This is a genomic window from Bradyrhizobium guangzhouense (genome assembly GCF_004114955.1).
Lineage (GTDB): Bacteria > Pseudomonadota > Alphaproteobacteria > Rhizobiales > Xanthobacteraceae > Bradyrhizobium > Bradyrhizobium guangzhouense.
On the sequence record NZ_CP030053.1, the window covers coordinates 4,488,837 to 4,513,983 of the forward strand.

Consider the following 25,147-nt stretch of genomic DNA (forward strand, 5'->3'; position numbering starts at 1 on the left):
TGTGCCGCGGATAGAGTCGCTTGCGGCGGCCTATGTAGCCTCGTTTTCCCCGCGAGAACAGGGCCCGGAAACCGACCTATAAGCTGATCTTATGGCCCTGCCCCTTGCGCCGGCCCGGGCGGACCGATAGCGCTTTTTGCATGACCTCCCCAGACAAGACCGGCCCTTACACCCTCGTCTTCGATCTCGACGGCACGCTCGTGGATACGGCGCCCGACCTGATCACCGCACTGAACCACGTGCTGGAGCGTGAAGGCCTGCCGCCGGTGCCGATGGCCTCGGCCCGCAACATGATCGGCGCCGGCGCCCGGAAGCTGATCGAGCGGGGCCTGGAGGCCGAGGGCCGGACGGTCACGCCTGCCGACATGGACCGGTTGACGACCGATTTCATCGCCTATTACGCCGACCATATTGCGGTCGAATCCCGCCCCTTCGAGGGGCTACTTGACGCGCTCGACCTGTTCGCCGCGCAGGGCCACCGGCTTGCGGTCTGCACCAACAAGCTGGAATGGCTGTCCAAGCGGCTTTTGGACCAGCTCGATTTGAGCCGCCGCTTCGCAGCGATCTGCGGTGCGGACACGTTCGGCGTCCAGAAGCCGGATCCGACCATTTTCCGCGAGACCGTGGCGCGGGCGGGCGGTGAGGTCAAAGCCAGCATCATGGTCGGGGACGCCGGAACCGATGTCGGGGTGGCCAGGCGCGCCGGGGTGCCCGTCATCGGGGTCAGCTTCGGCTATACGGATGTGCCCATCGCCGACCTGAAGCCGGACCGCCTGATCCATCACATGCGTGACCTGCCGGCCGCCGCCGATAGCCTGATGGTCCCCCAGGCGGCAGGCAAGGCGCTGAGATAGCCCGATTGTCCCGCGGAACCCCGCATTAACCATCTATTAACTATGCACGGTCCGCCGGTTGCTTGCCCGGAACGACGCTCCTAAGGTCCGCACGGGGTTATGTGGCGGTTCGTCGCAGTAAAAGTGGATGGTCATGCGTCGTGTCATCGCGATTGCGTTAGCGGGAGCGAGCCTTGGTGGCTGCTCCTCTGTATCTTGGGATATGTTCAAGTCGGCGCCGCCGACCGTACAGGTCCGGCTTGAGTCCAATCCGCCCGGCGCGGACGCCAGTACCTCGCTCGGGCCGGGCTGCAAGACCCCCTGCTCGGTCTCGGTTCCTGCACCCGACGGCCCGTTCACGGTCGCTTTCGCGCTGCCCAAGTACCAGCCGGCGAGCGTGCCCGTGAACGTGATCAAGACTCCCGGCAGCCTGATGACGGCCGGGACCGCCACCACCGATCCAAATCCGGTGTTCGCGGAACTCCAGCCGGCCGTGCCGCCCAAGCCGGTGAAGAAAAAGCCTCACCGGCCGAAGAAGCCGAAACCTGCCGCAGCCGCACCGGCTGATGCACCGGCCGACGCGGCAGCGCCTGCTGCAGGCTCGGCATTCCCCGATCCGAACGCGGGCAAGCGCTGATCTTCCGTGCAGTGCACGATTGTCCTTGTGGCATACCATGCTTAGATTGGCTTCCGAGCGCACCGCTGAAGCAAAGGTGCGCTCGTCGCCATCAGTGACAAGGCATTTGGCAAGGCATTTGGTATGAACGGATCCCCTGCGAGTCCCCTCGCCGCACTGTCGAGTCCAATGACCGATCCGTTCGGTCGCACCATCTCTTACTTGCGCGTCTCCGTCACCGATCGCTGCGATTTGCGCTGCTTCTATTGCATGTCGGAAGACATGACGTTCCTGCCCAAGGCCGACCTGCTGACCCTGGAGGAGCTCGACCGGCTCTGCTCGGCCTTCATCGCCAAGGGCGTGAAGAAGCTGCGACTCACCGGCGGCGAGCCGCTGGTCCGTCGCAACGTAATGACGCTGGTCCGCTCGCTGTCGCGCCACCTGGTGAGCGGCGCGCTCGGCGAGCTCACGCTGACCACCAACGGCACGCAACTGGCAAAACATGCGCAGGAGCTTGCCGATTGCGGCGTCCGCCGCATCAACGTCTCGCTCGACACGCTCGATCCCAAGAAATTTCGTGAGATCACGCGCTGGGGCGAGATCGACAAGGTGCTGGAGGGAATCGAAGCGGCGCGCGCTGCGGGGCTTGCCGTGAAGATCAACGCGGTCGCGCTGAAGAACCTCAACGAGGACGAGCTCCCCGATCTGATGCGCTGGGCCCACGGCAAGAACATGGGGCTGACCCTGATCGAGGTGATGCCGATGGGCGAGATCGGCTCCGGCCGCATCGACCAATATCTGCCGCTCTCGCTGGTGCGCGCGCGGCTCGCCCAGCAATTCACGCTGACGGATCTGGCCGAGAGCACCGGCGGGCCGGCGCGCTATGCCAGCGTCGCCGAGACCGGCGGCAAGCTCGGCTTCATCACGCCGATGACCCATAATTTCTGTGAATCCTGCAACCGCGTGCGCATCACCTGCACCGGCACGCTGCACACCTGCCTCGGCCACGAGGACGCGTCCGATTTGCGCAAACCTCTGCGTGCATCCAGCGACGACACCCTGCTTGCAGCGAGCATCGACCGCGCCATCGGGCTGAAGCCCAAGGGCCACGATTTCATCATCGACCGCCGCCACGACCGCCCCAGCGTCTCCAGGCATATGAGCGTCACCGGCGGCTGAGGATTCGCCGCGCGTCTGTCGCCTTAACCTTTTGACTGGTCGTCAATTTGCCCATTTTCCGATTGACGGCACCCAGCGCCGCTGATTTGGTGCGACCGCCTTTGCTTGCCCGGCAGCCATAAGCCGGCCCGCCCCTTTGGCGGTCGCGGTCAAGACGGCAAGGCACGAGGGGAGGACTGACGCCGCAATCGCTTTCGGACTGCGATCCGTGTGGTCGCGTGCTTGTCGCACGCCGGCCAGGCGTTGCGTGCTGAAGCCTCCCGTGAAGTGTTAGGCCGCGACGGAGAGAAGGTAAAATGCGTCCATTGCTGGCGATGAGCAACGCCATCGACGCCCTCAATGAAAAGATTGGGTACGTCTGTAACCTGCTCGTGCTCTTCGCGTGCTTGGTCAGCGCGGCCAACGCCATGATCCGCTACGCCTTCAGCTACTCGTCCAACGGCTGGCTGGAGCTGCAATGGTACATGTTCGCGATCCTGGTGATGTTCGGATCGTCCTACACCTTCAAGCGCAACGAGCATGTGCGGGTCGAGATCTTCTATCTGACCCTGTCCGAACGCGGCCAGCTCTGGCTCGACCTGATCGGCACGCTGTTCTTCCTGATCCCTTCCTGTCTCCTGCTCGCCTATCTGTCCTGGCCGTTCTTCATGCAGGCCTATGACGTCGGCGAGATGTCGGGCAATGCCGGCGGCCTGGTCCGCTGGCCCATCAAGTTCGTGATCCCCGCCGGCTTCGTGATGCTGGCGCTGCAGGGTGTTTCCGAAGTCATCAAGCGTATCGCGGCTCTCCAGGGCTATGTGACGATCGACGCCAAGTACGAGAGGCCGACCCAATGATTACGCTGGAAATGATGCCGCCGATGATGTTCGGCGGTCTGGTTCTGGCGATGCTGCTCGGCTTCCCCGTCGCGTTCACGCTTGCCGCGGTCGGCCTCTCCTTCGGCTTCCTCGCCATCCATCTCGGATTCTTCGACCTCAACTTCCTGCAGGCGATCCCCGGCCGTGTGTTCGGCAGCGTGCTCTCCAACGAGCTGCTGCTCGCGATCCCGTTCTTCACCTTCATGGGCGCGATATTAGAAAGATGTGGACTTGCGGAGGACATGCTGGACTCGATGGGCCAGCTGTTCGGCCCGATCCGCGGCGGCCTCGGCTATTCCGTCATCATCGTCGGCTTCATCCTCGGCGCCATCACCGGCACGGTGGCGGCGCAGGTCATCGCCATGGCGCTGATCTCGATGCCGGTGATGATCCGCTACGGCTACAACATGCGCTACATCACCGGCGTGCTGGCGGCTTCCGGCACCATCACGCAGCTGGTGCCGCCCTCGCTGGTGCTGATCGTGCTCGCCGATCAGCTCGGCAAGTCGGTCGGCGACATGTATCTCGGCGCCTGGGGCCCCTCGGTGTTCCAGATCCTGCTGTTCGCCGGCTACACTTTCGTGCTCGGCCTGATCAAGCCCGACCACGTGCCGCCGGTGCCGAAGGAAGCGCGCACGCTGACCGGCTGGGCGCTGTGGAAGAAGTGCCTGATGGGCATCATCCCCTCAGCCGTGCTGATCTTCGTCGTGCTCGGCACCATGATGATGGGCCTTGCGACGCCGACCGAAGCCGGCGCCATGGGCGCGGTCGGTGCCATCGTGCTCGCCGCGATCCACCACAAGGATTTCACCTCGACCGACCGCAAGGTGCTGGTCATCGGCGTGATCGCCGCCGGCATCGGCACCATCATCGCGATGCTGTTCACCGAGAACCTGATCTTCAAGCTCGCCTTCGCCGTGACCTATCTCGCGGTCGCCTGGATCTGCATCCAGGCCGCCCGCATCCCCGACCTGCGCGACCTGATCAAGCAGGGCTACGAGACCACCATGCGCATCACCTGCATGGTCACGTTCATCCTGATCGGCTCGACCTGCTTCTCGGTGGTGTTCCTCGGCGTCTCCGGCGGCGTCTGGCTCGAGCACATGCTGACCTCGCTGCCCGGCGGCGTCTGGGGCTTCCTGATCTTCATCAACCTCTTCATCTTCTTCCTGGCCTTCTTCCTCGACTTCTTCGAGATCGCCTTCATCATCCTGCCGATGATCGCGCCGATCGCGCAGAAGATCCTGGGGCCCGTCGTCGGCGACGGACCGGCGCTGATCTGGTTCGGCGTCATGCTCTGCGTCAACATGCAGACCTCGTTCCTGCATCCGCCGTTCGGCTTCGCGCTGTTCTACCTGCGCGGCGTCGCGCCGAAGGAAGTGAAGAGCTCGGACATCTATTGGGGCGCAATGCCCTGGATCGGCCTGCAGATGATCATGGTGCTGATCGTGATCGCCTTCCCGATCACGGTGACGGGCCTGCTGGACAAGCCTGTCAATGTCGACCTCGACAAGGTCAAGATCGAGGTGCCGCAGATCGACCTGCCGCCATTGGATCTCGGCCCGCCGCAGAAGTAGCGGCCACGCTTTCTTCCTTCTCCCCCTGTGGGAGAAGGTGGCGCGAAGCGCCGGATGAGGGGTTGCCTCAGCGTATTCAACTGAGAGTGACACGCGCGGCAAACGCGGGCATACCCGACGTTCCCTAAATTCACGGAACGCTGCGCATGCCCCGATTGCACTCTGCTCCCTCGCTCGCCGGTTCTCTGATCGCCTCGCTGTGGCTCGCCTGTGCCGCGGGACTGGCGCATGCCGAGGCGATGGCCGACCTCCAGGCGCTGGCGCAGAAGGAGCAGCAACCGCTGCTCGACACCCTGCGCGATCTCGTCAACATCGAAACCGGCAGCCGGGACATCGAGGGCCTCAACGTGATCGCAGGGCGCGTCGCCGACCAGCTCAAGCAGCTCGGCGGCGAGGTGGAGATCCTGCAACCCACCGACATCTATCGGCTCGACGACACGCCCGAGAAGATCGGACCTGCCGTGCACGCCACCTTCAAGGGCACCGGCACCAAGAAGATCATGCTGATCGCCCACATGGACACCGTCTATCTGAAGGGCATGCTGAAGGACCAGCCGTTCCGCATCGACGGCGACAAGGCCTATGGCCTGGGCATCGCCGACGACAAGCAGGGCGTCGCGCTCATTCTCCACACCGTCGCGATGCTGCAGAAGCTGAACTTTAGGGATTACGGCACGCTCACGGTGCTCACCAATAGCGACGAGGAGATTTCTTCGCCCGGCTGGCGCAGCACCATCACCAAATTCGCCTCCGACCAGGACGTCGTCTTTTCGTTCGAAGGCGGCGGCACCGATGGCTCGGTCCGACTCGCAACCAGCGGCATCGGTTCGGCCTATCTGACCGTGACAGGCAAGTCGTCGCATGCCGGCGCCAGGCCCGAGGGCGGCATCAACGCGCTCTACGAGCTCTCGCACCAGCTGCTGCAGATGAAGGATCTGTCGAAGCCCGAGCAGGGCCTGAAGCTGAACTGGACCGTCGCGAAGGCCGGAACCAACCGCAACGTGATCCCGGCCCAAGCCACGGCCCAGGCCGATGCGCGCGCGCTCAAGGTCGCCGATTTCGACGAACTGGAGAAGACCCTCCAGGAGAAGATTAGGGATCGGCTGCTGCCGGACTCCAAGGTCGCGATGAAATTCGAAGTGCGCCGCCCGCCGCTCGAGGCCAACGACGCCTCGCGCCGCGTGGCGGCCTATGCCAAGACGATCTATCAGGAGCTTGGAATGTCCATGAACGTCGCCGAGAAGGCGACCGGCGGCGGCACCGACGCCGCCTTTGCCGCGCTCAAGACCAGCGGTGCCGTGGTCGAAGGCATGGGCCTGTCGGGCTTCGGCGCGCATTCCAACGATGCGGAATATGTCAAGCTCGACAGCATCGTGCCGCGCCTTTACCTGACGACGCGCATGATCATGGATCTGTCGACCGGCAAGCTGAAATAGCCGTCAGCGTTCTTCCTTCTCCCCCTGTGGGAGAAGGTCAGGCCCTCGCCTCCGCCAGCCTGAACCGCAACGTGAACTCGGCGCCGCCGCCGGGAAGATTGTCCACCGCAACCGTTGCGGCATGATCGTCGGCGACGCCGCGGACGATCGAGAGGCCGAGGCCCGCACCGTCGCTGCGCTGGCGATCCCTGCGCCAGAAGCGCTGGAAGATCAGATCGCGCTCTTCTTCGGTCACGCCGGGGCCATGATCGCGCACACGCACCGAACCATCGTCGCCGACTTCAACGTCGACGGACGTCTCCTTCGCGGTGAACTTGATGGCGTTTTCGGCAAGGTTGAAGACCGCGCGCTGGAGCATCTCCGAATTGCCGTGGATCAGCACGGGGGCCTCGGCGCCCTTGAGCGCGATGTCCTTGTGCTGCGCAATCGCCAAGGGCGCGATCGCGCCGACCACCTCGGCGCAGACGGCGCGCAAGTCGGCTGTCTCACCGGGATCGATCACCAGGGTGTCGAGCTCGGCGATCTCGAGGAGCTGGGCGACGATCCGGCTCATGCCCTCGATGTCGTCATGCAGCAGCTGCCTGACAGCACTGTTGCCGAGCGTCTCGATCCGCGTGCGCAGGATCGCGAGCGGCGTCCGCAACTGATGGGCCGCGTCGGCGGTGAACTGGCGCTGCACGCGAAAGCCGTCCTCGAGGCGGTCGAGGGCCTGGTTCACGGCGGTGACCAGCGGCACGATCTCGCGCGGAATCTGCTCCGTCGGCAGACGGATGTCCGTGCGCGACGGGCCGATATTGCTGGCCTCTTCCGAGGCCTTCCACAGCGGCGCGATCGCGCGGCGGAAGATGATGATGTCGATGGCGAGCAGGATCAGAAGAATGGGAATGGTGATCCAGCCGACGCGGCGGAAGAAGTTGGACACGATATCGTCGGTGATGACGTCGCGATGGGACAGATCTTCTCCCACGCGAATGCGAACGGTGGTGCCGTCGATTGTCTGCCTGACTTCGGCGCCCGAAATCGTATCCGACCTCGCATCACCGGTCTTCTTGTGCGACGAGAACAGCAGACGGCCGCGTTCATCGCGGATGTCATACTGGTAGCGGCCATAGGCTTCCGAATAGAGGCCTCGCAGGCTCTCCGGCAGATTGAACGTCACCTTGCCGTCTGGCCCGATGGCGATACGTTCGGCGAGCGTCTCGGCCTGGGTCCGCATCGCCGCCCGATGCAGTTGGTCGATCTCGGAGTTGAGCAGCCAGAACAGCACCAGCGGCAGGAAGATCGCCACCACCGCGACTGCGATGATATGCAAGAACACGATGCGCGAGATCAGCGATTTGAACGACGGGGCCCGGACCTTTGATCCGGTCAGGGACCCGATCTGGAATCCACCCCAAGCCACCCTATTTCTCCTCGGCCATCATGTAGCCGACGCCACGGATGGTATGGATCAGGACCTTGGCGCCATGCTCGGTAAGCTGCTTGCGCAGGCGCGAGACATAGACCTCGACCGCATTGGAGGCGACCTCGCCCTCCAGCCCGAAAATGTGATCCTCGACGTTCTTCTTCGGCACCACCCGCCCCTGCCGGCGCAGCAGGATCTCCAGCACCGAGGTCTCGCGCGAGGAGATGATCCGCGGCTTGTCGTCGATGAAAATCTGGCGGCTCTCGGTATCGTAGACGAGATTGGCGAGCCGCAATGAACGGCCGAGCAATTGTCCCGGGCGCCGCAGGATCGCCTCCAGCCGCGCCACCAGCTCCTCCATCGCGAACGGCTTTGCCAGATAGTCGTCGGCGCCGCTGCGCAGGCCGTTGACGCGGTCCTGCACGCCGCCGCGCGCGGTCAGCACCAGCACCGGCAGCGGCTCCATCTGCCGCCGCAATTCGCGCAGCACCGACAGGCCGTCGCCGTCGGGCAGGCCGAGATCGAGGATCATCGCGGCATAGCTGACATTGTGCACCGCCCCGCGAGCCTCCTCGGCACTGCCGACGATATCGCTCTCATAACCGGCCGCCGCCAGCCCATTGGCCACGAGCCGTGACAGCTCGGCATTGTCCTCGACGATCAGCAGGCGCATCCAGTGAATCCAAGCATCCGGCATTTCCGAACCGCGCGCACGCGGCGATGGCCGATCTCTTCCACCAATCGGCGGATTGAGCCAGCGAAAAATGGCGCTTGCGAGGTTGACGCGATCCCGCAGGCGCGTGCTCGGCCAGATCACCGCCGGTCTGGCCGGCGCAGTGGCGCCAACATCTGCACCGACGGCCGGGTTTCGATCGGCGCGCGTTTCATGCCGCGCTCAACACCGCCGCATCGGCGCTCTTCCGGGAGCACCTGAAGGATTGACCAACAGCGGCAGCTTTGGGCGCGACAGCCCGGCGCGCCGCACGATGTTGCGGCATTGGCGGTGGACTCCCTCTCCCGCCTTGCTTGCGGGAGAGTGTTGGGGAGAGGTTAACGGGACAATCCCAAGGAAGAACCCTCACCGGCCACGCGCGGGACGATGCTTCGCATACGAGATTGCTCTGCCGTGTAGGGGACGCCAGGCGGGCGGTCGCGGGGGCCGGCAAAGCGCTGGAAATTTTCGCGCCCAGGGGGTACAATAAACTCCAATTGCGGTGGGTTGCGGTGTTGCTTCCTTGTTGGTGTGAGTAGCGTTATGGACGACAAGTTCGCGGGTTGGCGCAGGCCCGATATCCAAATCCGCCACATCCTGCTTTTGGCTGCCGCGATGTATGCGGCCTGGACGCTGACCTACCTCCTGTTCAAACCGGACCCCATTACCGTGCCGGATGGTGAGCACGTCGAGCTCATTGTGCCGACAGGTACCAATAGCGACGACGGCACATCGGTCGAGCACCTGTTCGGCATCCGACAACAAAAAGGCGGCGAGGACCCCGGCAAACTTGTCGTCTATGAAGGCCGGGTGCAGCTGCCGACCGATCACTACCACTTCGCGCCATTCAACCCGGGCAATCCGTGGCGGATTGTTGACGTCATGGCGAGCGACGGGAGCGATCCGAGACACAACGGGCGCTCCTACTACGCTGTCGTGCCGCATACCGGCCAAGGCTCGGTTCAAGCCAGCCGCGGGCGAACTGCACTCATCGATTAGGGTGCTGTCGTGATCGGCACCTGACCTTCCTCGATCGCGCTCAGAGGTTGGCCTCCGTCTCGTGAGGTCCTCTGCCTCGAACAAAAGCCCCGGAGCGTAGGCTCCGGGGCTTTTTTCTCTCATGCTCGACGCTGCTCAGCTCTGCGAGTGACGCGCCATGAAGATGTCGTAACCGACTTCTGCGACCTGGAACCAGGCATAGCTCTCGTTGGAGAATTTGGTGAGGGACTCGTAGACCTTCTTGAAATTGGGATTGGTCGCCGAGACCTCGTCGTGCAGCTCCTTCGCCGCCTTGTAGCAGGCGTCCATGATCGGCGGCGAGAAGGCGTGCAGCTTGGTGCCGTTGGCGAGCAACTTGCGCAACGCCAGCGGATTGGCCTGGTCGTAGCGCGCCATCATGTAGTTGTTGGAGTAGTGGCCGGCCTGCGTGAGCACGCTTTGATAATATTTCGGCAGCGCGTTCCATTTGTCGAGATTGACGAAGGCGAGCAGCATCGGACCGCCTTCCCACCAGCCGGGATAATAGTAGTGCGGCGCGATCTTGTAGAAGCCGAGCTTCTCGTCGTCATAGGGGCCGACCCATTCGGCACCATCGATGGTGCCCTTCTCCAGCGCCGGATAGATGTCGCCGCCGGCAAGCTGTTGCGGCACCACGCCGAGCTTCAGCAGCACGCGGCCGGCGAAGCCACCGATGCGAAATTTGAGGCCCTGGAGATCCTCGACGGTGTTGACCTCTTTCCTGAACCAGCCGCCCATCTGGCAGCCGGTGTTGCCGGCGAGCAGCGAGGTGACGTTGTAGCTCTTGTAGAAGTCGTTGAGGATGTCCTTGCCCCCACCCAGCATGTACCAGGCCTGGTTGACGCGCATGTTCGGACCGAACGGCACCGACGAGCCGAAGGTGAAGGTCGGATCCTTCCCGAAATAATAGTAGGATGCGGTGTGGCCGATCTCGCAGGTGGCGTTCTGCACCGCGTCCAGCACCTGGAGGCCCGGCACGATCTCGCCGGCTGCAAAAGGCTGGATCTGGAATTTGTTGTCGGTCGCCTCCGCCACCATCTTGCACATCATCTCGGCGCCGCCATAGAGCGTGTCGAGCGATTTCGGCCAGCTCGTCGGCATGCGCCATTTGATCTCCGGCATCGACTGCGCAATCGCGGGAGAAGCGAGCGTGGCGGCCCCAGCCGCAGCAAGTCCAGTGACCTTGATGAAGTCTCGTCTTTTCATGATTTCCTGCCCTGATGTATCAGTGATTGTGGGCCTTCTTTCCGAGGCTTGGGAACCAGCATGGCGCAACGCCGAGGCGAATGCCATCGTCATCGCACTGCGGCATGGAAAAAGGGCCGGCCTCGGTGGCGAGCCGGCATCAGGACGGGGCAGCTATTTTCCGAATTCACGGCCCGCGCGGCTTTTGCCAAAGGTTGATGGCCCCGATCCCTATCCTTCCAGCGTCACCGGCAGGCCAAACGCGCTGAACAGACGCGGGCTGGAAGGTCTCACAAACAGGGTCAGGCTGGAGACCGACTCGTGCCCGAGGGAGAGCACCTGGATGGAATGCGCCCTCCACTCCTCGCCGGCGCGGGCATAGGCGGCGAACGCCGGCTGTCCGTTAGCCGCGGTCGTCAACAGACGATAGCCCTCATAGTCTTTCCACGCCCATTTGAAGAACGCGCGAATTGATTGACGCCCCGCATACCACTGCGACATCGGCGGCATGGTGTAAGTGGCGTCCTCCTTCAGAAGGGCCACGAAGCCATCGAGATCGAGCGCTTCCCACGCCTTCACGTACCGACCAAGGAGTATCTTCTGCGCCGCGTCGGGCTCCGCACCTGCAACGGTCTCCTGACGACGTCCTCTTTCGGTCGTCGTCCGCGCACGCTGCAGGGCGCTGTTGATCGAGGTCGTCGAGCCGCCCAGCAGGGTGGCAACTTCTGACACTTTCCAGCCCAGCACGTCGCACAGCAAGAGCGCAGCCCGCTGGCGCGGCGGAAGCTGCTGGATCGCGGCAACGAAGGCAAGCTGGACCGCTTCACGCGCAGCGTAACGCGCCTCCGGGTTCGGGGTCCCGTCGAGTACACCCTCGAGCTCGGAATCCGGGTAGGGATCGATCCATGCGACCTCGTCCGCCGGTATGCCGTCCGGCATCCGATCATCAGGCGGAAATCGGCGATCGGGCAAGAACCGCCGCTGCTGTGTTCGGCTGGCCAGCGCATCGAGACAGACATTCGTTGCGATCCGGAATAGCCAGGCACGAAAGGACCCGCGTTCCTCGAAGCGATCGAAATTGCGCCAGGCGCGCAGATAGGTCTCCTGAACCAGGTCCTCGGCCTCAGAAATCGAGCCCATCATCCTGTAGCAGTGCAATTTGAGCCCACGCCGGAAAGGCTCGGCGAGTTGCTCGAATGTGTGGCTCCCCCGCGGCGAGGTCGCTGCAGCCGTTGTCGGATGCGGACGGGTCATGTCATTCGACATCGCAGCTGCGCTCTCTTTTCCAACCGGGCTCATAACTGCACGGTTTCGAGACAGTTCCCCGAGACCACGAAGACGCTGCCCTCGGGCTTGTCGCTGGCGGCCAGCTCGATGATCGCCTCCGCAGCGTGAGCTGCCGTTGGCGGAGAGGCCATGCTGCGAATGAAGTCGTCCGCCGATATGCCGAGATAATCGGAGTACCCGGCAATTGCGCTCTCCCCGAGCTCGGTCCCGGCCAGGATGCGGGGAGCGATCGCGAGAAATCGTAGTCCAAGCCCGAGACGATCCGATTCCTTCTGGCTGTAATTCGCGATGAAGAGCTGTGTGCGCTTGGACCCGGCATAGCCGCCCGTCAGAGGCGAGCCCGCAAGGGCCGCTCCGCTGGAGACAAGAACGATCCTTGTGCCCTCCGGCAACGGCCGGGTCAGTGCTGCCTTGCAGAAATGAAACGCGATCTTGACGTCACTCTCCCAATTTACCGCGAACTGTTGCCAGCTCTGCTCATGCAGAGGCGCCAAAGAGGGATGCGTGCCTGCGCAAATGACCAGGATATCGGGCACCATCGCGTCAAACAGCTTCGGCGGGGCTTCGGGATCCGTCGCATCGAGCGACATCGTTTCCAGGCCCGGCAGGCTCCGGGCCAGCTCTTGGAGGACGCCGGGTTGACGCGCGAGCGCAAGCACCTCTGCGCCATGGCGGTGCGCCTCCTCGACCAGACGCCGTCCCACGCCTCGACTACCGCCGACGACGATCATTTTCTTGCCTGCGAGTGCGTGCATCTCATCCTCCCGGATTGGTTCGCTCGGTATCTGTCAAACAGCAGCGGGAACGAGCTTCCTGGAGGCTTTCCAGAGCTGCGCGTTGATGAAATCGGGCGCAATGCGCCGCATGAGTGCCAACTGGCTGGACTGGCCCGGCCGAATCTCGAGAGTGCCCTTGCGCAGCGACTTGAACGACTGTTTCACCAGTTCGTCGGTCGTGATCATGGTGATGCCGTCACCGTCGCGCAGGTCGGCGGTCATATCGGTCTTGACCGCCGGCGGCATGAGTTCGATGACCTCAACGCCAGTCTCCTCGAGTTGGAAGCGGAGCGACTGGGTGTAGGAATGGATGGCCGCCTTCGTGGCGCAATAGATCGGAATGCAGGGCAACGGCACGAAGGCCAGTGCGGACGACACGTTGATCAGCGTGCCCTTGTTGGCCTTGAGAAGGTCCATGAAGGCAGAGGTCACGCGAATGACGCCACCTGCGTTGACCTCCAACTCCTTGGTGAGGCCGGCCAGATCCGTGGCTGTCCCCTTGAGGTTCTTGTAAAGGCTGATGCCGGCGTTGTTCATCAGGACATCGAGTCGCGGAAACTCCGCCGCCATGCGCGTCGCGAGGGCGCGGATTTGATCGGGGTCAGCGACGTCGCTCTGAATCGCGTGGAGCTTTGGATACCTCCGCTTGACGTCTTCGATCAGCCGCTGACGGCGGCCCGTGACAATGACCTGATTGCCGAGTTCGGCGAATTTGAGTGCAAACGCGAGACCGATGCCCGCGGTACCTCCCGTGATGAGGATGGTGCGACCGGTGAGTTTCATGGACGTCCGAAATCCCTCTGAATGCGGGCCCTCGCGGGCCACCTAATGTGTATGACTGGCAGACCAGCCGAAACTCACCGGTGGACGTCGGATTTTTTTGAGCGCCGGCCAGGCTTACCAGTAAGGTTTGAAGGGATGTCCGGCCTTCATCTCCCACAGGACATTCACAATCACCCAGCGGCCGTTGAGGCGCGACAGGTGTAGGTAGTCGATCCAGGTCGATGCGGTCACCCTGGCACTGGCGGCATTGTTGCAGATGTCGAAGACGACGATGTCCTGCTGGCGTTCCGCCGTCGGCGTCGGACGGTCAGCCTTCTGCCGCGTCAGCTTTGTGAGGGCAAGCGCGCTCATCTCGGCGACGGTACCACGCCCGGATGCGGCGTCGACGTAAGCGATGCGCTTGGCGAGCTCGGGATGAAGCGCACGTTCCATGCGCGCCTCATCGCCATCGTAGAACCCTTCGATATAGTCGAGCAGCGTCCGCTCTATTGCCTCAAGGTCGTCCCGTCCTGCGATATTGGCGTCGTCCATCTCTGGTTTCCCCCGGCTTGGGGGCCCAGCCTAACCTTTCGGCCAGGGAGCGGAGAGTAACAATCCTGACGCGAATTGCGTCATGAGCCTGTCTTCCAACTCCGCGGAATCGACGCAATCGCCGCGGCTGGGCTTATGTTCAGACATGTTCTTTGTTCGTTATTCACTGCGCTGCGTCGGCCCGATTTGCGTAAGCGATCGGCTCATCGAATTGGCTCGCCGCGAAGTCATATCGCCGCCCCTCGATCCGGTTGTAGAAGTGGTCGCCGGCCGGCAGCGGCGTCTTCAGCAGGTCACCGCCGAACAGTTCCTGGACCAGCAGGGACGTGACATTGCATTGTCCTGCCGGATTGTCCGCCGTCCACTGGCTGGCTGTCGCTGACGACCATGCCTTCGAACTTCATCGTCGCCCAAGGGTGACGGTCGCCACCAGAATTCGGATTATTCGATTATCGGTTTATGCCACTGTTTTGCCCGACGGGTCAAGCCAAACTCCATCCACGCATCATTGCGCCCTCCCCCATTTCTACTGTGCATGGGGTTGTTTTGCGGATTTTGCGTGCGCCTGCCGTCTCGCCCACGAAAAAGGCCCGGCCTCGCGAACGAGGCCGGGCCATTCCGTCTGACAGCTCGAGCCGACGATCAGCCGCGGGTGCGCGAGCGGATCATGAAGCTGTCGTAGGTGTACTCGGCGACCTGCCACCACAGATATTCGTCGGAGCGGTAGGCCTGCATCGCGTCGATCGACTTCTTGAAGTCGGCGTTCTTGGCCGAGATCTCTGCCCACAGCTCGTTGGTCGCCTTGAGGCAGGCCTCCAGCACTTCGTTGGTGAAGGGACGCAGCTGCGTGCCGCCGGCGACAAGACGCTTCAGCGCAGCCGGGTTCTGCATGTCGTAGCGCGCGGCCATCCAGCTGTTGGCGTTGGCCGTCGCATTGGTGAGGATCGCCTGGTAGTTCTTCGGCAGCGAATTCCACTTGTCGAGGTTGGCGAAGGCGTGGACCATCGGACCGCCCTCCCAGAAGCCCGGGTAATAGTAGTACTTGGCGACCTTGGCGAAGCCGAGCTTCTCGTCATCGTAGGGGCCGACCCACTCGGCCGCGTCGATGGTGCCCTTCTCCAGCGCCGGATAGATGTCGCCGCCGGCGAGCTGCTGCGGCACCACGCCGACCTTCTGGAGCACCTGGCCTGCGATGCCGCCGATGCGGAATTTCAGGCCGGAGAGATCGGCAACGGTCTTGATCTCCTTGCGGAACCAGCCGCCCATCTGGGTGCCGGTGTTGCCGCAGGCGAAGCCGATCACGTTCGACTTCTTGAAGAACTCATTGCCCAGTTGCTCGCCGCCGCCCTGGTACCACCAGGAGTTCTGCTGGCGCGCGTTGAGGCCGAACGGCACCGAGGCGTAGATCGCCCAGGTCGGGTCCTTGCCGACATAGTAGTAGGAGACGGTATGGCTCATCTCGACCGTGCCGTTCGAGGTCGCGTCGAGCGCCTGCAGGCCGGGCACAACTTCGCCAGCGGCGAACACCTGGATCTGGAACTTGTTGTCGGTCATCTCGGCGACGTACTTGGCCACCTGCTCACCGCCGCCATAGATGGTGTCGAGCGACTTCGGGAAGCTCGACGTCATGCGCCACTTGATCTCGGGCGAGGATTGCGCAATCGCCGGCGAGGCGACCGCGGCTGATGCCGCTGCGCCTGCTGCCGACACTTTCAGAAAATCACGACGCTTCATCTTCAGGTCTCTCCTTGCTGGGGCGTGTCCCCGAACTTCCTCTTTGCTGCCGCTCATTCCGGCGAGGCGATCTTCCCGCGTCGAACCGTAGGGGCTTTGCCGCCGTGGCGTTTAACACGGAAGCTCTTGCCACGGAACGCGACATTGGCATGACAGGGGGCGACGAAAGTCGCATGTCCCCAGACATCAGGCTCAGGCCGCGGAAATCGCGCTCTTGAGCTGGTCCCGGACCTGTCCCGCAATGGCGCGATAGATCGCCGCATGGGGGCCGTCGGGCTCGCTGTCCACGACGGGATTGCCGGCGTCGGATGTCGCGCGAATCGCCATGTGCAGCGGGATCTCGCCCAGGAACGGTACTCCGAGCTTCTCCGCCTCGTGGCGCGCGCCACCGTGGCCGAAGATGTCGGATTTCGTGCCGCAATGCGGGCACTGAAAGTAGCTCATGTTCTCGACGATGCCGAGCACGGGCACGTTGACCTTCTTGAACATGGCGAGCCCCCGCCGCGCGTCGATCAGCGACAGGTCCTGCGGGGTCGAGACGATCACGGCGCCCTTCAGCGGCACGTTCTGCGCCAGCGTGAGCTGGGCATCGCCGGTGCCCGGCGGCATGTCGACGACGAGCACGTCGAGCGTGCCCCATGCGACGTCGCGCAGCATCTGCGTCACCGCCGACATCACCATCGGGCCGCGCCAGATCATCGCGGTCTCTTCCTCGACCAGGAAGCCGATCGACATGATGGCGAGGCCGAAGCGCCGCAGCGGAATCATCTTGCGCTCGCCGTCCAGCTCCGGCTTCTGGTGCAGGCCGGTCAGCCGCGGCACCGAGGGGCCGTAGATGTCGGCATCGAGCAGCCCGACCTTGAGGCCGAGGTCGCGCAAGCCGAGCGCCAGGTTGAGCGCGGTGGTCGACTTGCCGACGCCGCCCTTGCCGGAGGCGACCGCGATCACGGCAGCAACGCCCGGAATTTCGGACTGCCGCGCCATCGGCGATTGCGCGCCGCCCTGTGGCGGCGGCTTGTGGGCGTGGACCGGTTGCACGCCAGGCGTGCCGCGGCTCGGCGGCGGTGGCGGTGCGGCGCCCGCCTTGCGCTCGGCAGTCAGCGCGACCATCACGGTGGTGACGCCTGGAAGGCCGCGCACGGCCGCCTCGGCCTCGGCCCGGATGGATTCCCAGGCCCGCGCCTCGGCGGCATCGACGTTGATCGAGAAGAACACCTTGCCGTCGGACGCACTGATCGCGCTCAGCACATTGGCATTGGTGAGCGCGACCCCGCGGGGCGACTTGATCTTGGCGAGGCTGTCGAGGACCTGTTGCTGCGTCACGCTCAAAGCGCATCTCCTAAAGTTCAAGATGCCCCATTAGAGCGGAAACGGCCAAAAGGCTACTGCCTGCCGATATCGTCAGCCATCTCGGCGGGCGCGGCTCCCTGCTCCAGGGCCGCCTCGTAATTGAGCTCGATCATGACCCCGTTGGGGTCGTGGACGAAGATCTGCCAGAGGTCGCCGCCGGGCACCTGGCGGGAATCGAATGTCATGCCCTTGGAGGCCAAGCGCTGCTTCATGCCGTCGAAGCCGCGGCTGACGAAGGCGACGTGGTGGACCACGCCGGAATCCGGCTTTTGCGGCTCGGAGGTCGGGGAAATATCGACGAGGTGCACCACCGGCTTGCCCTCGCTGTACATCCAGGCTCCCGGGAAGGCGAAATTCGGCCGGGGTCCTTTTTCGAGGCCCAGCACGTCCTCGTAAAAGCGGACAGTCTCGGCCAGATTCCGGGTCCGGATGTTGAAATGATCGAGGACGCCAACGCTCACGCTGCCCGAGCCTGCTGCCATGGTTTCGCTCCCTTGTTTTGAAGTCCTTTAGTCCCACCATCCTAGCACAGGAGGCCGCCAAACGAAGCCGTTGCCCTCCGCCCCTAAGAGTTTATGGTGCGCCCGGCCGCCCTTGGGCGGAACCCTAGGGATCCCGGCTGGCGCCCCTCGCCCGGCTGCAACCGTAAAACTCAAGCTACGGACACACATATGGCTAAAGTCGCTTTCCTCGGTCTCGGCGTGATGGGCTTTCCCATGGCCGGACACCTCGTGAAAAAAGGGGGCCATGAGGTCACCGTCTACAACCGCACCGCGGCCAAGGCGAAGGAGTGGGCGGACAAGTTCGGCGGCAAGACGGCACCGACCCCGAAGGCTGCCGCCGAGGGCCAGGACTTCGTGATGTGCTGCGTCGGCAACGACAACGATCTGCGCGCGGTCACGATCGGTCCCGACGGCGCATTCGCCGGCATGAAGAAGGGCGCGACCTTCGTCGACCACACCACCGCCTCCGCCGAAGTCGCGCGCGAGCTCGACGCGGCCGCGACCAAGGCCGGCTTCAAGTTCATCGACGCCCCCGTCTCCGGCGGTCAGGCTGGTGCCGAGAACGGCGTGCTGACCGTGATGTGCGGCGGCGCGAAGGATGACTATGCGGGCGCCGAGCCCGTTATCACCGGCGCCTATGCACGGATGTGCAAGCTGCTCGGGCCCGCCGGATCTGGCCAGCTGACCAAGATGGTCAACCAGATCTGCATCGCCGGCCTCGTGCAGGGCCTCTCCGAGGGCATCCATTTTGCCAAGAAGAGCGGCCTCGACGTCGCGGCCGTGATCGAGACCATCTCCAAGGGCGCGGCGCAGTCCTGGCAGATGGAGAACCGCTACAAGACCATGAACGAGGGCAAGTACGATTTCGGCTTCGCGGTCGAATGGATGCGCAAGGATCTCTCGATCGCGCTCGCCGAAGCCCGCCGCAACGGCGCCAACCTGCCTGTTACCGCGCTGGTCGACCAGTTCTATGCCGAGGTCGAGAAGATGGGCGGCAAGCGCTGGGATACGTCGAGCCTGCTCGCCCGCCTCAATCGCTGACCCGATACTGCCTTGCTGACCGCGATCGCCGCAATCTTCGTCGTGACCTATGCGGCGATCGCGCTCGAGCACCCGCTCGGGATCAGCAAGACTGCGACCGCGCTTCTCGGCGCGGGGCTGCTGTGGACCATCTACGCGGTCACGATCAGCGATCACGCGCTGGTCAGCCATCAGCTCGACGAGTCTATCGCCTCTACCGCGCAAATCGTGTTCTTCCTGATCGGGGCAATGACGATCGTCGAAGTGATCGACGCCCATGACGGCTTCGAGGTCATCACCTCCCGCATCAACACCACGAGCCAGGTCACACTGATATGGCTCGTCGGCTTCGTGTCCTTCGTCCTGAGTGCGATCCTGGACAATCTGACGACCACCATCGTCATGATCTCGCTGATCCAGCGCCTGATCGCCCGGCGCGACGATCGCTTGCTGTTCGCCTCCCTCATCGTCATCGCGGCGAATGCAGGTGGCGCGTGGACCGTAATCGGCGACGTCACCACCACCATGCTGTGGATCGGCGGCCAGATCACGCCATTGAACATCATGCGAGCGCTGTTGCTGCCCTCGCTGGTCAATCTGCTTGTGCCGCTGGGCTTCATCAGCCTTTCGCTCAGGGGCAAGACCATCGCGGCGCCGCAAACAGAGAGCGGATTGCTGGCCGTCGTCAGGTTCGAGCGCAACCTGATGTTCTTTCTCGGCCTCGGCGTGCTGATTGCGGTGCCGGCCTTCAAGACGCTCACGCATCTGCCGCCCTTCATGGGCGTGCTGCTCGGCCTCGGTATCGTGTGGCTGGTCGGCGAGGTCCTTCACCGCGACAAGGACGAGCACGTGCGCCGGCCGCTCTCGCTCGCGCATGCACTGACCCGGATCGACATGGGCTCGATCGTGTTCTTCACCGGCATTCTGCTCGCGGTGGCCTGCCTCGAACATGCCGGCCTCCTGACGATGCTGGCCAGATGGCTGGAGGCGACGATCGGCCGCCAGGACGTCATCGTCGTCGTGCTCGGCCTGTTCAGTGCCATCGTCGACAACGTGCCGCTGGTCGCGGCAACCATGGGCATGTACGACCTCGGCCACTACCCGACGGACAGCTTCCTCTGGGAGTTCATCGCCTATTGCGCCGGCACCGGCGGCTCGATCCTGATCATCGGCTCGGCCGCGGGCGTTGCCGCGATGGGGCTGGAGCGGATCGAGTTCCTCTGGTACGCCCGCCGCATCGCGGGTGCGGCGCTTGCGGGCTATCTGGCCGGCGCCGTGGTCTATGTCGCGCAGCATGCGTGGCTGCACTGAGCGGCGGCGGCTCGATCCAAGTTAACGCCCCGTTAACGCAATTCTTTAGCTCCTTAAGTCACCTCTTAAGGATTTCTTGCCAGAGATAGACAATGCAGAAGGCCCGCGTGCGACGCGGGCAGGAATCGTTGTTGCTTGATGAGTAACCCCGCTGAAAAGCCTGAGGTAGTGCAGCTTCCGGCCGATCCGGTCGGCGCTCCATCAGCGAGCTCCCGACGGGCTGCGTCGCAGCGGGTCCGCGAGGCACGCGATAAGTTAACGTCGACCAGCGGAACCCGGCCGGCCTTCGACGCCGAGCTGTTGCGTCAATATGCCCAGACGCGGCTTTCGGCCTCCTATGTCGTGATGCTGCTGGTGGTCGCGACCGGCGTGCTGTTCGGACTGTGGATGCAGCCGATTCCGGCTGCCGCCTGGACCGCCGGCATGATCTGCCTTCATGTGGCGATGATCCGCAGCTGCCGTCGCTTCCTGGCGGAGCCTGCCTCGCCAGCGGCAACGCGCGCCTGGCGGACACGCTTCGTCGTGCTCGATCTGCTCTATGGCCTGTGCTGGATGGCGATCCTGATCCATCCCGTGCTCGACATGGTCACGGAAACGCTGATGATGTTCCTGATGCTGCTGGTGATCGCAGTGTCGAGCATGCTTGCCGCCAATCTGCCGATTGCAGCGCTCGCCGCCACAGCTCCGGTTGCAGTCGCGATGGCGCTGAGCTTTGCCATGAGCGGTTCGCTCGACAACTACATCCTGGCCGCGCTCGCGCTCGCAGCCGAAGGCTATTTCGTGCTGCTGGCGCATCGCCTGCACTCCTCCACCTTTGCCACACTCGAAGCGCGCGCCGAGAAGGACGCGCTGATCGGAGAGCTCGAACAGGCCAAGGCGATCTCGGACGAGGCGCGCCACCGCGCCGAATCCGCCAACGTCGCCAAATCGCGTTTCCTGGCCCAGATGAGCCACGAGCTACGCACGCCTCTCAACGCCATCCTCGGCTTCTCCGAGGTGATGAAGAGCGAGATCTTTGGCGCGCATGCTGTGCCGGTCTACAAGGAATATTCCGCCGACATCCATAATTCCGGCGTGCACCTGCTCAACCTGATCAACGAAATCCTCGATCTGTCGCGGATCGAGGCCGGCCGCTACGAATTGAACGAGGAAGCGGTGTCGCTGGTAGGCATCGTCGCCGACTGCCATCATCTGATGAAACTGCGTGCCTCGAGCCGCGGCATCACCATCCACGAAGTGTTCGAGCAGGCCATGCCGCGGCTCTGGGCCGACGAGCGCGCGATCCGCCAGGTCGTGCTTAATTTGCTCTCCAACTCGATCAAGTTCACTCCGCAGGGCGGCGAGATCTGGCTCAAGGCCGGTTGGACCGCCTCTGGCGGGCAATATCTGTCCGTGAAGGATTCCGGCTCGGGCATCCCCGAGGACGAGATCCCGGTCGTGCTCGCCTCGTTCGGCCAGGGCTCCAACTCGATCAAATCGGCCGAACAGGGCGCGGGCCTCGGCCTGCCCATCGCCAAGAACCTGATCGATCTGCATGGCGGCACCTTCACGCTGAAGTCGAAACTGCGCATCGGCACCGAGGTGATCGTCACCTTCCCACCGGAGCGTGTGATGAGTGCGCTGGCGCCGCTGTCGGAGGATGCGCCGCCGCTGCAGCCGGAAAGTTCCATGGTGCCCGATGAGAAGCGCCGGCCGCGCCACAGACCGATCATGAGCGCAGGCACGGGCTCGTAAACCACATGCTTGCCGACATGCCCGATATTCCTTCACTATGTCCGTATGAGCAAAGAAACGCCGTGCGTCGCCGTCTGCATGATCGATCCCAAAACCAAGCTGTGCTTCGGCTGCGGCCGGACCCTGCCGGAGATCGCGCGGTGGCACGCCATGGAGAGCGTAGAACGGCTCGCGGTGATGGCGCTGTTGCCGGCGCGCATGGCGGACGCTGGCCTTGCGCCACCAGCGGGATCGCCGAGACGCACCTGACCGGCCTCCGCGCCGTCGGAGGCGCGCAATGATCCGCCTCCTGCTCGTTCTCATCTTGTTGGCCGGCACAGCGGGCGCCGTGGTCGCCTATGGCGATCCCGACCAGATCGCACGCGCGAGCCACAAGGTCTCCTACATGTTCCGTGGGCAAGCCGCCTCGCCCGCGCCCGAAGTGCAAATCCAGCGGGGCCAGGGCGGCGAATTTGCGCTGCGCGCCAAAATCAACGGCGTGGCAACGCCAATGGTGATCGACACTGGTGCCACCTCCGTGGTGTTGACCTGGGAGACCGCAAAGGCGATCGGCCTGCCACTCGAGATGCTCGAATACGACGTCGACCTCGAAACCGCCGGCGGCCACACCAAGGCGGCCAGGCTGACACTCGATCGCCTCGCCGTCGGCCACCTCGTCGAGAAATCCGTGCCGGCGCTCGTCGTGCAGCGCGGGCAGATGAAGACCAATTTGCTCGGCATGAGCTTTCTCGATCGCCTGGAGAGCTGGGGCGTGCGCGCGGACAAGCTCATGCTGACCGGCTATCCGGAGCTGCAGGGCAGCCATCGCCGCGCGCGCACGGCGGTGGATTGAGAACCTAGGCGGCCGCCTCTGCCGGCGCGTGAGCCGTGATGCGTGCGATCGCATCGCGCAGGACGTCGACGCCAGCCCCCGGCCTGACACCTTGTTCGGCAAGATGGCGACGGAAGGCCCGCGCGCCGGGCACCGCGTGGAAGGCGCCGACGAAATGCCGCGTCATGGCGTGCAGCCGCGTACCGCGCGCAAGCTGCGCCTCGATATAGGGCATCATCGCCTCGAACACGTCCTGCATCGTCGCATGCGGCGCAGCTTCGCCGAAGATGTCGCTATCGACTGATAGCAGCCGCCACGGCTCCTGATAGGCGGCCCGGCCGAGCATCACGCCGTCAACATGCGCAAGATGGGCTTTCGCCGCCTCGATGCTCAGGACGCCACCGTTGATGATGACAGGCACATCCGGCATCGCACGCTTGAGCCGATAGACACGATCATAATCGAGCGGCGGGATATCGCGGTTTTCCTTCGGCGACAGACCGTTCAGCCACGCTTTTCGCGCATGCACGATCAGCGCGTCACAACCCGCAGCCACGACGGCGCGCGCGAGCGTATCCAGCGCGACTTCGGGATCCTGGTCATCGATGCCGATGCGGCATTTCACAGTAACCGGGACGGACACCGCGCGCTTCATCGCGCCGACACATCTCGCAACAAGCTCAGGCTCCGCCATCAGGCAGGCACCGAAGCGGCCATCCTTCACCCGATCGGAGGGGCAGCCGACATTGAGATTGATCTCGTCATAGCCGAACTGTTCGCCGATCCGCGCAGCCCTCGCGAGCTCGCCAGGATCCGACCCGCCAAGCTGAAGCGCCACGGGGTGCTCGCTCGCGTCAAAGCCGAGCAGCCGCTCACGATCGCCATGAATGATGGCACCCGTGGTCAGCATCTCCGTATAGAGTAGCGCCCGCTTCGTCAGGTGACGATGGAACACCCGGCAGTGCCGGTCCGTCCAATCCATCATGGGGGCCACAGAAAAGCGATAGTCTTGCGATTTCAAATATTTACCTTGTTTTTTCAATGGGATGAACCCGGAACATGTGCACTTCAAACTATTCGAAATTGCACATGTTTGTACCTGTTTTGACCTCTCAGTGCACACATAGCGCACACGAATTGGGGGGTGCACACGGCCGTGGCCAGCTTTACTCAATTGCCTTCCGGGAACTGGCGCGTCCAGGTCCGCCGCAAGAACCGCTACGTGTCAGAGACCTTTCGCCGGCGCAAGGACGGCGAAGGCCGGGCGCTCGACATGGAGCGCAATATCGACCGCAGTGGATCGCCGAAGCCCCGCGCCGCGGTCCAAGCCAAAACCTTCGGCGACATCATCGATCTGCAGATCGAGGACATGCAGGAGGTCGGCCGCCCTCCCCGCCGCTCCAAGGCCGCAGTGTTAGAGGCACTAAAGGAAGCCTTGGGGACAGTAAAATTACCCAAGCTCAATCGCGAACGGCTTATTGAGCTGCTGCCGGTTTGATGGACACCGAGATTAGGTGTTTCATAAAGCCGGAGGTGGGCGATGAAGAGACGGAAGTTCAGTCGCGAGTTCGAGGTCGAGGCGGTCAAGCTGGTGGGGGAGCGCGGGGTATCGGTGGCGCAAGCCGGCCGGGACCTGGATGTTCATGAGAATGTTCTGCGCAAGTAGGTGAAGGAGCTCGGCTCCAACCCGGTACAGGCCTTTCCCGGTCATGGGCAGATGAAGCCCGAGCAGCGGGAGATCGACCAATCCTTATGCGCCGCATTGATTGGGTGGACGAACAACGTCCAACCATATTGCAGATTGGCGATCATGATCATGCAGATGATCCCCGCGATCAGTTGGGTCCATTTTTCCCGATTGAGCGATGAGCTTGCACCATGGGCCATTTCTCTCTCCCCGAGCTTCTTCCCTCCCCCATTTTCGCTTTCCACGCTTTGCTGAGCGCGCGCTGCGCTTTGCGACGACGCGACGGAGCTTTGCGCAAGCTGAAACTCGGCCGTGCCGTTCCAGGTTCCTTCCTCACAAATACTACGATCGTCGGAGTTCGTGGGTCTGACGATCATCGCCATCGAAACGATGAGGCAGCGGCACTTCAACTTTCGTCGATGTCTAGACGTCGAGCGACAAAGCGGAAGCCTCGTTCAAACAGATCCTTGCTTAAGTGTCGGCTCCTTCCAAGAAGAGAGCCTCGCGCGAGATTCGGCTGCCGGGCTTTGGGTTTGCCAAGACATTGAGCTACAGCTCATTGAGTGCGCCCTCGATGTTGCGCAGCAGCAGGATTATCGAAAGATCAGAGTCGAGCACGAAAGCGTGTTGGCCGGTTAGACCAATTGTGAATTTTTACCCTTCGGGAACCGATGCAGTCTGCCGTCGGGAAGCGATGACCGTTGCCGCGTGACGCGCGGCAAGCGCCCCCCAATTCAAAACAGCGATGTGAAATCGCCCGTGATCTCGGAGATGACTGATCTCCTACTCATCGCGGCAACCGG

At 63.4% G+C, this 25,147-nt stretch carries 24 protein-coding genes and 3 pseudogenes; 14 read left to right on the forward strand and 13 right to left on the reverse strand.

Annotated elements, in window-relative coordinates:
- Window positions 1-140 precede the first annotated feature (140 nt).
- The 6 genes from XH91_RS21725 to XH91_RS21750 all read left to right on the forward strand — a co-directional run bounded on the left by XH91_RS21725 (window position 141) and on the right by XH91_RS21750 (window position 6,498).
- Window positions 141-854, forward strand: a complete 714-nt coding sequence (locus XH91_RS21725) for an HAD-IA family hydrolase (protein ID WP_128952458.1) — start codon at window positions 141-143, stop codon at window positions 852-854.
- 133 nt (window positions 855-987) lie between these two features.
- Window positions 988-1,470 (forward strand): hypothetical protein, encoded by a 483-nt coding sequence (locus XH91_RS21730; RefSeq protein WP_128952459.1) that lies wholly within the window; start codon window positions 988-990, stop codon window positions 1,468-1,470.
- Window positions 1,471-1,593: 123 nt separating this feature from the next.
- Window positions 1,594-2,628, forward strand: coding sequence for a GTP 3',8-cyclase MoaA (gene moaA / locus XH91_RS21735; protein WP_128952460.1), 1,035 nt, complete (start codon window positions 1,594-1,596; stop codon window positions 2,626-2,628).
- Window positions 2,629-2,924: 296 nt separating this feature from the next.
- A complete protein-coding gene (locus XH91_RS21740; RefSeq protein ID WP_128952461.1) occupies window positions 2,925-3,464 on the forward strand; it encodes a TRAP transporter small permease subunit in 540 nt (179 codons plus the stop codon).
- Window positions 3,461-5,062 carry a TRAP transporter large permease gene (locus XH91_RS21745; protein WP_128952462.1) on the forward strand — a complete coding sequence of 534 codons (1,602 nt, stop codon included), beginning with the start codon at window positions 3,461-3,463 and terminating at the stop codon, window positions 5,060-5,062. The genes XH91_RS21740 and XH91_RS21745 overlap by 4 nt, the downstream gene beginning before the upstream one ends.
- Window positions 5,063-5,208: 146 nt before the next feature.
- On the forward strand, window positions 5,209-6,498 hold the full coding sequence (locus tag XH91_RS21750; RefSeq protein WP_128952463.1) for a M20/M25/M40 family metallo-hydrolase: 1,290 nt from the start codon (window positions 5,209-5,211) through the stop codon (window positions 6,496-6,498).
- Between the two features lie 37 nt (window positions 6,499-6,535).
- Here the strand turns inward: XH91_RS21750 and XH91_RS21755 are convergent, their stop codons facing one another.
- Window positions 6,536-7,900: a sensor histidine kinase gene (locus tag XH91_RS21755; protein ID WP_245470706.1), complete on the reverse strand. Its 1,365-nt coding sequence runs from the start codon at window positions 7,898-7,900 to the stop codon at window positions 6,536-6,538.
- Window position 7,901: 1 nt separating this feature from the next.
- Window positions 7,902-8,576: a response regulator transcription factor gene (locus XH91_RS21760; RefSeq protein ID WP_128952464.1), complete on the reverse strand. Its 675-nt coding sequence runs from the start codon at window positions 8,574-8,576 to the stop codon at window positions 7,902-7,904.
- A 582-nt stretch (window positions 8,577-9,158) separates the two neighbouring features.
- On the opposite strand from XH91_RS21760, the gene XH91_RS21765 reads away from it, so the two are divergent.
- Complete coding sequence (locus XH91_RS21765) at window positions 9,159-9,614, forward strand: hypothetical protein (protein ID WP_128952465.1); 456 nt, start codon at window positions 9,159-9,161, stop codon at window positions 9,612-9,614.
- A 135-nt stretch (window positions 9,615-9,749) separates the two neighbouring features.
- Here the strand turns inward: XH91_RS21765 and XH91_RS21770 are convergent, their stop codons facing one another.
- The 9 genes and pseudogenes from XH91_RS21770 to XH91_RS21810 all read right to left on the reverse strand — a co-directional run bounded on the left by XH91_RS21770 (window position 9,750) and on the right by XH91_RS21810 (window position 17,760).
- Window positions 9,750-10,838 carry a TRAP transporter substrate-binding protein gene (locus XH91_RS21770; protein ID WP_128952466.1) on the reverse strand — a complete coding sequence of 363 codons (1,089 nt, stop codon included), beginning with the start codon at window positions 10,836-10,838 and terminating at the stop codon, window positions 9,750-9,752.
- A 210-nt stretch (window positions 10,839-11,048) separates the two neighbouring features.
- Window positions 11,049-12,083: a sigma-70 family RNA polymerase sigma factor gene (locus XH91_RS21775; RefSeq protein WP_245477167.1), complete on the reverse strand. Its 1,035-nt coding sequence runs from the start codon at window positions 12,081-12,083 to the stop codon at window positions 11,049-11,051.
- Between the two features lie 29 nt (window positions 12,084-12,112).
- Entirely contained in the window at window positions 12,113-12,835 is a 723-nt protein-coding gene (locus XH91_RS21780; RefSeq protein WP_245477168.1) for an SDR family NAD(P)-dependent oxidoreductase, read from the reverse strand.
- Window positions 12,836-12,892: 57 nt separating this feature from the next.
- Window positions 12,893-13,663 carry an SDR family oxidoreductase gene (locus tag XH91_RS21785; protein WP_128952468.1) on the reverse strand — a complete coding sequence of 257 codons (771 nt, stop codon included), beginning with the start codon at window positions 13,661-13,663 and terminating at the stop codon, window positions 12,893-12,895.
- Window positions 13,664-13,777: 114 nt separating this feature from the next.
- Window positions 13,778-14,194 (reverse strand): nuclear transport factor 2 family protein, encoded by a 417-nt coding sequence (locus XH91_RS21790; RefSeq protein WP_128952469.1) that lies wholly within the window; start codon window positions 14,192-14,194, stop codon window positions 13,778-13,780.
- A gap of 163 nt (window positions 14,195-14,357) precedes the next feature.
- Window positions 14,358-14,528, reverse strand: a pseudogene (locus XH91_RS40125) (YunG family protein); the annotation flags it as partial.
- Between the two features lie 308 nt (window positions 14,529-14,836).
- On the reverse strand, window positions 14,837-15,928 hold the full coding sequence (locus XH91_RS21800; protein ID WP_128952471.1) for a TRAP transporter substrate-binding protein: 1,092 nt from the start codon (window positions 15,926-15,928) through the stop codon (window positions 14,837-14,839).
- A 192-nt stretch (window positions 15,929-16,120) separates the two neighbouring features.
- The gene (locus tag XH91_RS21805) at window positions 16,121-17,257 is read right to left on the reverse strand and encodes an Mrp/NBP35 family ATP-binding protein (RefSeq protein WP_128952472.1); all 1,137 of its coding nucleotides are present in this window, start codon (window positions 17,255-17,257) and stop codon (window positions 16,121-16,123) included.
- A 53-nt stretch (window positions 17,258-17,310) separates the two neighbouring features.
- Window positions 17,311-17,760 (reverse strand): VOC family protein, encoded by a 450-nt coding sequence (locus XH91_RS21810; protein WP_128952473.1) that lies wholly within the window; start codon window positions 17,758-17,760, stop codon window positions 17,311-17,313.
- Between the two features lie 189 nt (window positions 17,761-17,949).
- Between XH91_RS21810 and XH91_RS21815 the strand changes: the two genes are divergently transcribed.
- The 5 genes from XH91_RS21815 to XH91_RS21835 all read left to right on the forward strand — a co-directional run bounded on the left by XH91_RS21815 (window position 17,950) and on the right by XH91_RS21835 (window position 22,678).
- Window positions 17,950-18,822 (forward strand): NAD(P)-dependent oxidoreductase, encoded by an 873-nt coding sequence (locus XH91_RS21815; protein WP_128952474.1) that lies wholly within the window; start codon window positions 17,950-17,952, stop codon window positions 18,820-18,822.
- Between the two features lie 12 nt (window positions 18,823-18,834).
- On the forward strand, window positions 18,835-20,112 hold the full coding sequence (nhaD, locus tag XH91_RS21820; protein WP_128952475.1) for a sodium:proton antiporter NhaD: 1,278 nt from the start codon (window positions 18,835-18,837) through the stop codon (window positions 20,110-20,112).
- Window positions 20,113-20,250: 138 nt separating this feature from the next.
- Window positions 20,251-21,846 (forward strand): sensor histidine kinase, encoded by a 1,596-nt coding sequence (locus XH91_RS21825; RefSeq protein WP_128952476.1) that lies wholly within the window; start codon window positions 20,251-20,253, stop codon window positions 21,844-21,846.
- 45 nt (window positions 21,847-21,891) lie between these two features.
- Window positions 21,892-22,095, forward strand: a complete 204-nt coding sequence (locus XH91_RS21830; protein WP_128952477.1) for a DUF1289 domain-containing protein — start codon at window positions 21,892-21,894, stop codon at window positions 22,093-22,095.
- Between the two features lie 28 nt (window positions 22,096-22,123).
- On the forward strand, window positions 22,124-22,678 hold the full coding sequence (locus XH91_RS21835; RefSeq protein WP_128952478.1) for a TIGR02281 family clan AA aspartic protease: 555 nt from the start codon (window positions 22,124-22,126) through the stop codon (window positions 22,676-22,678).
- A 4-nt stretch (window positions 22,679-22,682) separates the two neighbouring features.
- Here the strand turns inward: XH91_RS21835 and dusA are convergent, their stop codons facing one another.
- A complete protein-coding gene (dusA, locus tag XH91_RS21840) occupies window positions 22,683-23,642 on the reverse strand; it encodes a tRNA dihydrouridine(20/20a) synthase DusA (RefSeq protein WP_245470708.1) in 960 nt (319 codons plus the stop codon).
- A gap of 171 nt (window positions 23,643-23,813) precedes the next feature.
- On the opposite strand from dusA, the gene XH91_RS21845 reads away from it, so the two are divergent.
- Both XH91_RS21845 and XH91_RS21850 read left to right on the forward strand, forming a co-directional pair.
- Window positions 23,814-24,155, forward strand: coding sequence for a hypothetical protein (locus tag XH91_RS21845; protein WP_245470709.1), 342 nt, complete (start codon window positions 23,814-23,816; stop codon window positions 24,153-24,155).
- Between the two features lie 42 nt (window positions 24,156-24,197).
- Window positions 24,198-24,404: pseudogene (locus XH91_RS21850) on the forward strand (transposase); the annotation flags it as partial.
- A gap of 5 nt (window positions 24,405-24,409) precedes the next feature.
- Here the strand turns inward: XH91_RS21850 and XH91_RS40130 are convergent.
- A pseudogene (locus XH91_RS40130) lies at window positions 24,410-24,544 on the reverse strand (oxalate/formate MFS antiporter); the annotation flags it as partial.
- Window positions 24,545-25,147 lie beyond the last annotated feature (603 nt).

Bases quoted from the DNA above. Each gene is read 5' to 3' on its own strand.
- XH91_RS21750 (WP_128952463.1), top strand. From the start codon at position 5,209: ATGCCCCGATTGCACTCTGCTCCCTCGCTCGCCGGTTCTCTGATCGCC.
- XH91_RS21815 (WP_128952474.1), top strand. From the start codon at position 17,950: ATGGCTAAAGTCGCTTTCCTCGGTCTCGGCGTGATGGGCTTTCCCATG.
- XH91_RS21775 (WP_245477167.1), bottom strand. From the start codon at position 12,083: ATGTCGAATGACATGACCCGTCCGCATCCGACAACGGCTGCAGCGACC.
- XH91_RS21810 (WP_128952473.1), bottom strand. From the start codon at position 17,760: ATGGCAGCAGGCTCGGGCAGCGTGAGCGTTGGCGTCCTCGATCATTTC.
- XH91_RS21785 (WP_128952468.1), bottom strand. From the start codon at position 13,663: ATGAAACTCACCGGTCGCACCATCCTCATCACGGGAGGTACCGCGGGC.
- XH91_RS21800 (WP_128952471.1), bottom strand. From the start codon at position 15,928: ATGAAGCGTCGTGATTTTCTGAAAGTGTCGGCAGCAGGCGCAGCGGCA.
- XH91_RS21835 (WP_128952478.1), top strand. From the start codon at position 22,124: ATGATCCGCCTCCTGCTCGTTCTCATCTTGTTGGCCGGCACAGCGGGC.
- XH91_RS21765 (WP_128952465.1), top strand. From the start codon at position 9,159: ATGGACGACAAGTTCGCGGGTTGGCGCAGGCCCGATATCCAAATCCGC.
- XH91_RS21740 (WP_128952461.1), top strand. From the start codon at position 2,925: ATGCGTCCATTGCTGGCGATGAGCAACGCCATCGACGCCCTCAATGAA.
- XH91_RS21725 (WP_128952458.1), top strand. From the start codon at position 141: ATGACCTCCCCAGACAAGACCGGCCCTTACACCCTCGTCTTCGATCTC.
- XH91_RS21760 (WP_128952464.1), bottom strand. From the start codon at position 8,576: ATGCGCCTGCTGATCGTCGAGGACAATGCCGAGCTGTCACGGCTCGTG.
- XH91_RS21825 (WP_128952476.1), top strand. From the start codon at position 20,251: ATGAGTAACCCCGCTGAAAAGCCTGAGGTAGTGCAGCTTCCGGCCGAT.
- XH91_RS21745 (WP_128952462.1), top strand. From the start codon at position 3,461: ATGATTACGCTGGAAATGATGCCGCCGATGATGTTCGGCGGTCTGGTT.
- XH91_RS21780 (WP_245477168.1), bottom strand. From the start codon at position 12,835: ATGATCGTCGTCGGCGGTAGTCGAGGCGTGGGACGGCGTCTGGTCGAG.
- XH91_RS21770 (WP_128952466.1), bottom strand. From the start codon at position 10,838: ATGAAAAGACGAGACTTCATCAAGGTCACTGGACTTGCTGCGGCTGGG.
- dusA (WP_245470708.1), bottom strand. From the start codon at position 23,642: ATGATGGATTGGACGGACCGGCACTGCCGGGTGTTCCATCGTCACCTG.
- moaA (WP_128952460.1), top strand. From the start codon at position 1,594: ATGAACGGATCCCCTGCGAGTCCCCTCGCCGCACTGTCGAGTCCAATG.
- XH91_RS21730 (WP_128952459.1), top strand. From the start codon at position 988: ATGCGTCGTGTCATCGCGATTGCGTTAGCGGGAGCGAGCCTTGGTGGC.
- XH91_RS21830 (WP_128952477.1), top strand. From the start codon at position 21,892: ATGAGCAAAGAAACGCCGTGCGTCGCCGTCTGCATGATCGATCCCAAA.
- XH91_RS21790 (WP_128952469.1), bottom strand. From the start codon at position 14,194: ATGGACGACGCCAATATCGCAGGACGGGACGACCTTGAGGCAATAGAG.